Source organism: Okeania sp. SIO2C2, assembly GCF_010692625.1.
GTDB classification, from domain to species: Bacteria; Cyanobacteriota; Cyanobacteriia; order Cyanobacteriales; family Microcoleaceae; genus Okeania; species Okeania hirsuta.
On the sequence record NZ_JAAHGM010000034.1, the window covers coordinates 73,097 to 83,401 of the forward strand.

7 protein-coding genes and 1 pseudogene are annotated in these 10,305 nt (G+C 35.0%); 3 read left to right on the forward strand and 5 right to left on the reverse strand.

Going from position 1 to position 10,305, the window contains the following annotated elements; genetic code table 11:
* Positions 1 to 238: 238 nt before the first annotated feature.
* The 3 genes and pseudogenes from F6K18_RS23435 to F6K18_RS23445 all read left to right on the forward strand — a co-directional run.
* On the forward strand, positions 239 to 1,153 hold the full coding sequence (locus F6K18_RS23435; RefSeq protein ID WP_124144447.1) for an ABC transporter permease: 915 nt from the start codon (positions 239 to 241) through the stop codon (positions 1,151 to 1,153).
* A gap of 299 nt (positions 1,154 to 1,452) precedes the next feature.
* On the forward strand, positions 1,453 to 2,256 hold the full coding sequence (locus F6K18_RS23440) for an ABC transporter permease (protein ID WP_375341343.1): 804 nt from the start codon (positions 1,453 to 1,455) through the stop codon (positions 2,254 to 2,256).
* Between the two features lie 161 nt (positions 2,257 to 2,417).
* Positions 2,418 to 2,921: pseudogene (locus tag F6K18_RS23445) on the forward strand (Rpn family recombination-promoting nuclease/putative transposase); the annotation flags it as partial.
* A 345-nt stretch (positions 2,922 to 3,266) separates the two neighbouring features.
* On the opposite strand, the gene F6K18_RS23450 reads toward F6K18_RS23445, so the two are convergent.
* The 5 genes from F6K18_RS23450 to F6K18_RS23470 form a co-directional block, all read right to left on the reverse strand.
* Complete coding sequence (locus F6K18_RS23450) at positions 3,267 to 3,629, reverse strand: STAS/SEC14 domain-containing protein (RefSeq protein WP_124144442.1); 363 nt, start codon at positions 3,627 to 3,629, stop codon at positions 3,267 to 3,269.
* Between the two features lie 381 nt (positions 3,630 to 4,010).
* The gene (locus F6K18_RS23455; protein WP_287524624.1) at positions 4,011 to 5,639 is read right to left on the reverse strand and encodes a response regulator; all 1,629 of its coding nucleotides are present in this window, start codon (positions 5,637 to 5,639) and stop codon (positions 4,011 to 4,013) included.
* A 229-nt stretch (positions 5,640 to 5,868) separates the two neighbouring features.
* Positions 5,869 to 9,012, reverse strand: coding sequence for a hybrid sensor histidine kinase/response regulator (locus F6K18_RS23460; protein ID WP_287524626.1), 3,144 nt, complete (start codon positions 9,010 to 9,012; stop codon positions 5,869 to 5,871).
* Between the two features lie 415 nt (positions 9,013 to 9,427).
* Entirely contained in the window at positions 9,428 to 9,739 is a 312-nt protein-coding gene (locus F6K18_RS23465) for a hypothetical protein (RefSeq protein ID WP_287524628.1), read from the reverse strand.
* Positions 9,740 to 9,782: 43 nt separating this feature from the next.
* The coding region (locus F6K18_RS23470) for a HEAT repeat domain-containing protein (RefSeq protein ID WP_287524630.1) at positions 9,783 to 10,305 on the reverse strand (523 nt) is incomplete at its 5' end.

Genomic DNA, 10,305 nt, shown 5'->3' on the forward strand with positions numbered 1-10,305 from the left:
TTCCTGAGTAGATTTATATATGGAATTTTTCTACTAACTTTTTTTAGTAATTAAATCCTATAGCACTATAGAACCCAATCCTTGAATAATTTTCTAATTTATATAATATTATTTTTGAATTTTGACTTTTGAATTTTGACTTGACAAAATAGCACTATAGAACCCAATCCTTGAGAAATGTTCCAATTTCTACAATATTATTTTTGAATTTTGACTTTTGAATTTTGACTTTACAAATATGACTACACCTACTAAACCGTCTGCTCCAGCTTTCCCTAATTCTCAGTCAAAACATGGTATAAGTCAAACATTTTCTAAACTGTTAGGTCCTCTAGCTTTATTAGGTCCGGCAGGTTTATGGTTACTGTTGATATTAGTGTTGCCGACTTTAGTAATTTTCCAACTGAGTTTAGTAGAAAATATTCGACCTGGAGATTTAGTAAACCCTGATGGCATTGGTAACTATTTACGAGTATTTGACCTGATTAATTTAAAAGTAATTTGGCGTTCAATTTATTTTGCTACAGGTACAACAATTTTATGTTTATTATTGGGATTTCCTGTAGCTTATTGGATTGCTTTAATGTCACCCAAACGGTGGCGAAATTTACTTTTATTAGGTTTTGTCTTGCCACTTTGGACTTCATCTTTATTACGTTCTTATGCTTGGATTACAATTTTACGACCCACTGGCGTATTAAACTCAATTATTGGAATTATTGGATTACCACCTTTAGAAGTATTGAATCGAACTCCCGCTGTTTTGATTGGTATGAGTTATAGTTATTTACCCTATATTGTGACTATTCTTTATGCTTCTTTAGAAAAGTTAGACCGAAGATTATTAGAAGCATCGGCAGATTTAGGAGCAACCCCTATACAAACTTTTTGGAAAGTGACTGTTCCTCAAAGTTTACCTGGTATTGCTGCAGGTTCTTTATTAGTTTTTATTAGTTCTTTAGGAGATTTTGTTGACCCTGAATTATTGGGTGGTGCTTCTAGTATGACAGCTGCTCGATTAATTTATAATCAATTTTTAGGAGCTACTCAAAATTGGGGGTTTGGTTCAGCTTTGAGTATGGTTATGATTTTGGGGGTGAGTATAGCGATCGCTCTTTTACTAAAATTTGGCGATGGTAAACCCTCTAAGTAAAGGAAGAAGGTGTTAGGTGTTAGATTGTAGGTAGTAGATGATAATTCCCTGCTCCCCTGTGGCCTAAAAAAAAATTCTAGCGTTCGTCCTGTATATCTAAATTAAATTATAAATAGACATCTCCAATAATAAAAAATCAAATCAATTATCCCACAAAAATTATCAATTATTTCCCCCTACTCCCTACTCCCTACTCCCTGCTCCCTCTTTTTCGGAGATGTCTAATGAATAAACATTAACTAATTAAGTTAAAGATGACAAATAGTTTAATAAATCCAGAAGATAATATCCCAATAGATATGTCTAAATCTCAATCAAAAATTCATATTTCTTGGCAGGTAATATTTACAATTTTAATGTTTTTGTTTATGTACTTGCCAATTTTTGTCTTGACTTTTTATAGTTTCAATAAATCTAAATATAGTGCAGGATGGGAGGGCTTCACCCTGCAATGGTATGTCAAGCTTTTTCAAGATACTAGAGTTTTAAATGCTTTACAAAATAGTTTAACTGTAGCTATTTGTGCTGTGGCTATTTCAGCAATTATTGGTACTTTAATGGCAGTAGGTTTAGCAAAATATAAATTTCGAGGCAAATCTTTATACTTAGGTGTTTCTTATTTACCATTAATTATTCCTGATATAGCGATCGCTGTTGCGACTCTAGTCTTTTTAGCAGCATTGGCAATTAGATTAAGTTTATGGACAATAATTGCAGCTCATATTGTTTTTTGTCTAGCTTATGTGGGTTTAGTTGTTTCCACAAGATTAGCAGATTTAGACCCTAATTTAGAGGAAGCTGCCCTTGACTTGGGAGCAACTCCAGTACAAGCTTTTTTGCAAGTATTGTTACCCCAATTAATGCCAGGAATTATATCTGGATGTTTGCTAGCTTTTGTATTAAGTATGGATGATTTTTTAATTGCTAGTTTTACTTCAGGAAGTGGGGCAACAACTTTGCCAATGGAAATTTTTAGTAGGATTCGTACAGGGGTAAAACCTGATATTAATGCCCTGAGTGTAATTTTAATTTTAGGCTCAGGAGCGATTGCAATTGTTGGAGAATTTTTGCGGACTAGAAGTGAGAAAAAAAGTATTAAGTAGTTCAGGAGTCAGAATAGATTAATTGTGGTTCAACAATTAATAATTAACTAGCTATCAGCATTTTCCGTACCGGAATGCTCTGTAAACATAACTCAGCTTTCAGCGCGCTAAAAGCTTGGGTTTAAATCCCCATAACTGGAGTTGATAAACAAAGTAAAACTATGAGATTTATTAGTCCTAAAACAGATTTTGCTTTCAAAAAAATATTTGGCTCAACTGAGAGTAAAGATATTTTGATTAGTTTCTTGAATGCTCTAATATATGGTGGTGAATCTATGATTCAAGATTGGGAAATAATTGACCCATATAATCCAGGAGATACGATTAGTTTGAAAGATAGTTATCTAGATGTGAAAGCTATCTTAAATGACGGCTCCAATTTGATTATTTAAATGCAGGTATTGAGTGTTCTGGCTTTTGAAAAGCGAGTAGTTTATAATTTGTTTAAAACTTATGGCAATCAATTAAAAACTAGGGAAGGATATCGGAAATTAAAACCAGTAATTGCTTTAACGATTACAAATTTTGAGATGTTTGAAGAAACCGCCAAATATATTAATCATTTTGTGTTTAAAGAGAAAGAGCAATTATTTGACTATAGAGACGAAGAAGTAGCAATGATATTTGTAGAATTACCGAAGTTCCCCAAAGAGTTAGAAGATTTAGGAGGAGCAACTTTAAGTTTTAGTAGTTTGGAAGATTTGTTGAATTGGTTGAAATAATTGGATAGGGAATAGAGCGATCGCTCCCTTAATCTGACCTCTCCCACATCTATAAAGCTAGACGCGCTACCAGTTTGGGTTAAGCGTATCTCGCAACCCAATAATAATAAATAAAGATTAAGTTGAGCAAATCCCAAGAAGTTGAATATAAATATATATAGCAGTAGAAGAAAAGGGCGCAGATATATCAAACAAAAGCCTAAAACTCCGACAACGCAAAATTTTTCTAACTTCAGTCCCTCAATCGTTCCTTCTTCTTTCTGCTATACCAATTACTACTTGTTTAACCTACGAATTAATCCATTCAGTGGCTCCCACTAATTGATTATTGTCGAATACTTTTACAGGGCAAGGAATAATAAATCTAAACAGTTTTGTTGCTCCGACAACCCATTTATTATCGGACACAACTGCAATTTTTTCCCAAGCAGTTGGGTGTTGAAGACCTACTTTTGCATCATCCCATAAAGCTTTAGCTTCAAACCCTGAAAAATCACTGCCCAAATTATAAAGCAAGCGAATTTTGGGTTTTTCTTTTAACTTAGCCTCTATGGCGGGAATCAAAACAGATTCGTAGTCCTCTCCAGTGACTCGACCATGAGCAGTAAAGGCAAGAACGTTATCCTGTTGATTGGAACTGATTTCAATCATAATGGCCCTCCTAGATTTCAATCTATATCAGAGCAGTTTGTAGAGTTTTTTTCTTCTTTTATTATAGCAATAGAAATTGAAAATGATCTTCACGCACAGTAGATGGGGTACAAAGTTCTAGGATTTTCACTAAACAGAGAACATAAATTAAAATTATAGTGGTTTTCATAAAAATAGACTATAATTCACAATTCTGTGACTCCTCAATATTTAGGCATACTCACTGCTATTCGAGACTAATATCATGTCAGGATAAGAGCGCGATAGAACTCGGTTCTGCTTACGCGACCAAAAAACTTTCTCCTTTTTCTCCTCTTCCTTCTTCTTCTTTCTTCCCTCCTGACTCCTGACTCCTGACTCCTGACTCCTTCTTTATCTTTTTTAAATTTTTCTACTGTTATTAAGAGTCAAATAAAAAGTTGTGCCTTTTTCCACTTGAGAAGTACACCAAATTAAACCTTGGTGACAATTAATAATTCTTTTCACAATTGATAAACCAATACCAGTTCCTTCAAACTCATCATCTGAATGGAATCGCTTAAAAGGAGTAAATAATTCTGTGAATATTTCCATATTAAAGCCAGCACCATTATCTTTAATAAAATAAATTACATCTGATTTTTGTACACATAAGCTTTTGTCTTTGTAATATAAAGAGCATTGATTAATGATTGAATCTAATTCTTTTTGTTCTGCGGATAAAACTCCAAATTCAATCTGAGTAACATCTTTTTTAGATGAATATTTCCAAGCATTACCAATTAAATTTTCTAAAGCAATTGTTAAAAATCTTTGATCCCCTTGAGCTGTAACATTGGGCTGAATTAATAATTCAACTTTTCTTTGTGGTTCTTTTATTTGAAGTTTCATTAGTATTTCTTGAACTATATTACTTAAATGCACTAATTCAAGAGTTATTGGACTTTTTTTTACCTTGGACAACATGAGTAAATCTTTAATAATCTGCTGCGTTCGAGCAGTTGATTGAAACATTAAATCAAAATAATCTTGAGCATTTTGATTGGTATAATTATCATCTCCATATTCTTCTTTGAGAAAATGAGTTAATGACTCAATAGTTTCTAATTGGTCGCGGAAATCATGAGCTATACTATAACTAAAAGTTTCTAATTCTTTATTAGTTTCTTCAAGGGTTAATTCTAAGTTTTTCCTTTCTGTAATATCTCTTACTGTAATAGCAAAACCATCCCCTAATTTAACGGCGATGAAATGATACCATTTTCCTTCTTCTTGGTTATTATAATAAATATCCTGCTCTAAAGATTTTCCAGTTTCTACCACATTAACTAAATCTGTAAATAAATCATAATGAATTCTATGTAAGAACTTTTTCAGCACTAATTTACCAATTAAATCTTGTGGTTCTTGATTAAAAGCTCTAGCAATAACTGGATTAACAACTAAACAAGAAAAATCAATAATATTTCCTGTTCTCTGGTCTCTCAATGCTTCCATCGCTGCAATACCATCAAGAGAGGAATTTAAAATACCAGAAATTAATGCCCTAGATTGATATAAAATCGCTTCTGCTTCTTGGCGTTGTTTAATTTCTTGTTTTAGACTTTCTCTTTCTTTTTCTAATAACTGTTTTTGTTTTTGAATAATTAACTGACTTTTAACTCTTGCTAAAACTTCTTCTTCTTGAAAAGGCTTAGTAATATAGTCTATTCCCCCTACTTCAAATGCTTTTACTTTATCAAAAACTTCATTTAAAGCGCTAATAAAAATCACTGGAATCTCCTTAGTTTTAGGATGATTTTTTAAACGTTCACAAACTTCATAGCCATTCAGATCGGGCATTTTTATATCTAGTAAAATTAAATTGGGACTGTCTGTTTCTATAGAAATTAATGCACTCTCTCCATCAATGGCTTTTTTTACCTTATAATTATTATCTTTTAAAAGAGTAGCTAAAATTTTCAAATTAGAAAGTTGATCGTCAACGATTAAAATAGTTCCTTCTGATTTTTTTTCTGATATATTATTCATATTTTTATGATTTATCCTGATTTAAGAGATTCGTAAGCATTCAGCATTCAGCATTCAGCATTCAGCATTCAGCTTTATTAATTTTAGTGAACAATTTAAGCTTGCTGTTCTTGTGCTTCAATTCTTTGTTTAAAAATGTTGTAGAAGTTAAGTAAATGCTTGCTTCATTTATTAAAAAGCTGTTTGCGCAGCATTCTGTAGGAAGAGCTGACCGCTAATAGCTGGATGTTTACAGAGATTCAATTAATTGTCTAATGGTTTTAAATTGATAATCATTGACTAAATTAGTTAATTTTTCCGCTAATAAAGATTGTTCAACCGGAATTTTTTCTATTAATTCTAAGCTCAGATCGTCATCTAAAGCTTTCGCTGCATCATACAGTTCTTCTAACCATTCAGTAGGCATTTTCTCTAAATCTTCTACTGTTAAACTTGGTAATTCACTGGCAGTTTGATCTGGAGTTTCTTGTTGATAAATATATTCCACTCCTAAATACTTTTTCATTGTCTCAAAAATCATTGATTCTCGGAAAGGTTTTCTGACAAAATCATCACATCCTGCTGATAAAATAATTGACTTTTCTTCTTCTAATACACTTGCTGTTAAGGCAATTATTGCTGTGGCATTTCCTTTAGTTGTGCCTTTAATTATTTGAGTTGCTTCGTAACCATCCATTACTGGCATTCTCATATCCATCCAAATTAAATGAGGTTGCCATTTTTCCCAGATTTCTATTGCTTGTTTTCCATTTTCTGCTTCTTTTAATTCAAATCCTAATGGTTGTAATAGCTTAATTAATAATAAACGATTAGTAGGCCGGTCATCCACTATTAATATTTTATAACGGGGTTGATTGGGTTTTAAAGCAATAACATGACGAGGATGTTCTTGAGTTTCTATATCTGCTTTTTGGGCAACATTTACTTGAATTTCAAATCTAAAGGTTGTACCTTTGCCTACTTGAGTGTTAACGGTAATATCTCCTCCCATTAACTGTACAAATTTACGACTAATAGGTAATCCTAATCCTGTTCCTTCTTGACTATTTTTGCCTGTTTCTGTTTGGACAAATGCTTCAAATAATTTGGGCATTTCAGCTTCAGCTATTCCTGCTCCTGTATCTCTGACTTCAAAAATAATTGTGGCTTTTCCATGACTTTTCCCCCATTCCAAAGAGGGATTTTTTTCAGAACTCCTTTCTAAGGGAAGGGGGGATTTTTTCTCCCTTTCTAAGGAGGGATTTTTTCCAGAACTTTCCCCCCTTTCTAAGGAGAGATTTTTTCCAGAACTTTCCCCCCTTTCTAAGGAAGGATGTTTTCCAGAACTTTCCCCCCTTTCTAAGGAGAGATTTTTTCCAGAACTTTTTCCCCGTTCCAAGGAAGGATGTTTTCCAGAACTTTTTCCCCTTTCTAAGGAAGGATGTTTTCCAGAACTTTTTCCCCTTTCTAAGGAGAGATTTTTTCCAGAACTTTTTCCCCTTTCTAAGGGAGGATTAAGGGGAGATTCTTTTTGCCTTTCCAAGGGGGAATTAAGGGGGGATTCTTTTTGACTCACAACTGTAACACTCACACCCCCTTCAGATGTAAATTTAATACCATTATTGATTAAATTAATTAATACTTGACGGAGCTTAGTTTCGTCAGTATAGATATATTGAGGTACATCATTCTGGCGGTAAAAAATTAATGTTAATCCTTGATTTTCTGCCGTTATATGTAATAAGTCTTCCAGTTCGTTCAACAATGAATAAAAGTCAAAGGTTTTCCCATTGAGGGTCATTTTCCCAGCTTCGATTTTGGATAAGTCTAAAATATTGTTAATTAAGGTTAATAAATAGTTGCCACTCTTATTAATAAGAGTTATATTTTCTTTCTCTTCTAGAGATAAGGTTTGAGAACGCATCATAATTTGCGAAAAGCCTAAAATGGCATTTAAAGGAGTGCGTAATTCGTGACTCATATTGGCAATAAAAGTGCTTTTTGCTTGATTTGCCACTTCCGCTTTTTCTTTAGCTGTTTCTAATTGTTGATTCGACTCAGTCAGTTCAATTGTTCGCTCTTCCACTCGTTGTTCTAAAGTTTCAAAGGAAGCTTGTAATTCTGTTGCCATGCGGTGGAAAGACTGAGCTAATTCTCCTACTTCATCGCGCCGATCGCTCTGTAGTTCTGTCTGTTGATGCCATTGTCCTTGACCCATACTTTTTGCTGCTTGGTTTAATTTTAATATCGGTTGTGTTATCCAACGAGCTGTCAAAATACCCAATATTGTGGCAATAACCAACGCCAAAAGACAAAAAACGACTGTGATTTTTGTATTGGCATTAATCTCTGTCATGAATTCCGACTGGGGAACAATGATAGCAATTGTCCAGTTAGGATGGAGTATTTCTATATCCAAAGGTGCCAGTTGTAACCAATATTTTTCTGGTCCCAAATCAAATTGCGATCGCGTCACAGTATTTTTGTCTGTGGCTAAAGTTTGCCAATGGGTAGCAGCAGTCGCGATAACGGAGTCCTTACTCTCCATGGGTTTTAACCGCTGTAAAGCCCCATCATAGTTACCATCTTTATTTACTCGTCCGGCAGTAGTCAGGAATGGTTTCTCATCAACGGAACTGGCAAGCAACCAGCCATCTTCATCAATAATGGCAATTCGACAACCATCGCAAATATCTAGAGATTTCAAAAAATCTTGGATTAGTGTTAAACCCACATTGACGGCAAATATTCCTTCCAACTGCCCTTGGGAATTGAAAAACGGGGCATAGTTGTTAACTGCTAGGACTGGAAGTATGCCTACTTGGAAAGGTTTCGTCCAACCAGGAGCGAGATTACTGACAGCGCCTCGATACCAAGGAGTTTCTTGGATGACGAATGGATCGAGAGAGAAAAGTTCTTGAACACGATGTCCCTGTTTGTCCAAAAGATACATTGTCAAGCGCTCCGGGCGTTTGGGATCGGAAATCATTCCTTCAATTCGTTCTTTAGTTCTGCGGTGAGTCACTCGAAACCTACCGTCAGGGAAACCCACGAAAATGCCAGTCACGGTTTCAAATTGCTTGATGCGTAACCATAGAAGTTTTTCCACCTCGGCTAAATTGTTTAAATCTAGGGTTTGATTTCGGACTGCTTCAATATTCATTTTATTGATTTGGATCGCTTTGTGAAGATTCTGCTGAATATACAAATTCACTCGCTCTGCTACTTCTGTCATCAAGCGCTCTGAGAGATTCTGTACCGCCTGTTGACCACTGCGATAGGACAAATAGCCGACGAGTCCCACAGTTGCTAACAGTTGTATGAGAAATGGTACGATTAGTATTGTCCGAATAGGAATTCTATGGAATATTGAATTCAGGTGTTTGTTTGGCATTTTTTCTTTTTTAAGGAAGGCAGAAGGCAGAAGGCAGAGGGCAGAAGGCAGAAGGGAAAGAAAGGTTTCAAGGGAGAAGGTTTTTTTAGCTGATTATTCGGACATGATATGACTCCTGATATCGAGCCTCATTAATTAGCCATAATAAATTAGATATCTTTAGTCATCTAAAGATGACTTCTGCTATGCAGCCCAGAAATAAATTTCTGGGCGGATGACATGGCTCGCCAAGGTTGCCAATTCGCTAAGGATTGAAATCCTTGGCTAATAGTTTAAGTCATCTTAAGATGACTCTTGAGGAGTATGCCATCTTTTTCATCTTTATTGTATTGTGGCTAATCAGTGCAACTTGATATTACTCTATATTCAGGTTATTTAATGTTACTTGATATGACTCCTTATGTATCCCGCCATCTCAATTTTTCTCACCTACGACTAAATACCACAACACATCAATACCTCTGCCGACATATTCTGAATCTTGATGTTGTTGAATCCATTGAACAATAGTGGAGAGGAAAATTGAACTCAAGTGTTTGTTTGGCATTTTTGAGCGATCGTCCTTACTATTGTCCAATAGTTTTTTTTCCATTTTTGAGCGATCGCCCTTACTATTGTCCAATAGTTTCTTTTCCATTTTTGAGCGATCGCCCTTACTATTGTCCAATAGTTTCTTTTCCATTTTTGGGCGATCGCCCTTACTATTGTCCAATAGTTTCTTTTCCATGACTCACCTTTTGAAATTGAAAATCTAAATGTCTCTCACCATCTCAATTTTCCTCGCCTACAACTAAATACCACAACGCATCAATACCTCTACCGACATATTCTGAATCTTGGTGTTGTTGAATCCATTGAATGATAGTGGGGAGGATATTGTTGGAACTGTTACCCAATTTGCCCAAGGCATCGGCTGCCCTCCCAGGCACATCAGAATTCTCATCCTGAAGTAGAGGTAGTAGAGAGTTAATTACTGTTTCGGAACTGTTACCCAATTTGCCCAAGGCATCGGCTGCCCTCCAACGCACAATAAAATCATTATCCTGAAGTAGAGGTAGTAGAGAGTTAATTACTGTTTCGGAACTGTTACCCAATTTGCCCAAGGCATCGGCTGCCCTCCAACGCACACTAGAATCCTCATCCTTTAATTGCCCTAGTAATATTGCAATTACCTCATCCTTTTCCCCTAATTCTGCTCGATATTTCAGCAACTGCCACTTATCAATCAAATCTGCCCGCTTTTTCAACATCTCCAGAGCTTGCGCCTCAAAATCTGTTTCATATAAACGACAA

Excerpts from the sequence above, each read along its gene's own strand:
- F6K18_RS23440 (WP_375341343.1), top strand. The coding sequence starts at position 1,453 with ATGTCTAAATCTCAATCAAAAATTCATATTTCTTGGCAGGTAATATTT.
- F6K18_RS23450 (WP_124144442.1), bottom strand. The coding sequence starts at position 3,629 with ATGATTGAAATCAGTTCCAATCAACAGGATAACGTTCTTGCCTTTACT.
- F6K18_RS23460 (WP_287524626.1), bottom strand. The coding sequence starts at position 9,012 with ATGCCAAACAAACACCTGAATTCAATATTCCATAGAATTCCTATTCGG.
- F6K18_RS23465 (WP_287524628.1), bottom strand. The coding sequence starts at position 9,739 with ATGGAAAAGAAACTATTGGACAATAGTAAGGGCGATCGCCCAAAAATG.
- F6K18_RS23435 (WP_124144447.1), top strand. The coding sequence starts at position 239 with ATGACTACACCTACTAAACCGTCTGCTCCAGCTTTCCCTAATTCTCAG.
- F6K18_RS23455 (WP_287524624.1), bottom strand. The coding sequence starts at position 5,639 with ATGAATAATATATCAGAAAAAAAATCAGAAGGAACTATTTTAATCGTT.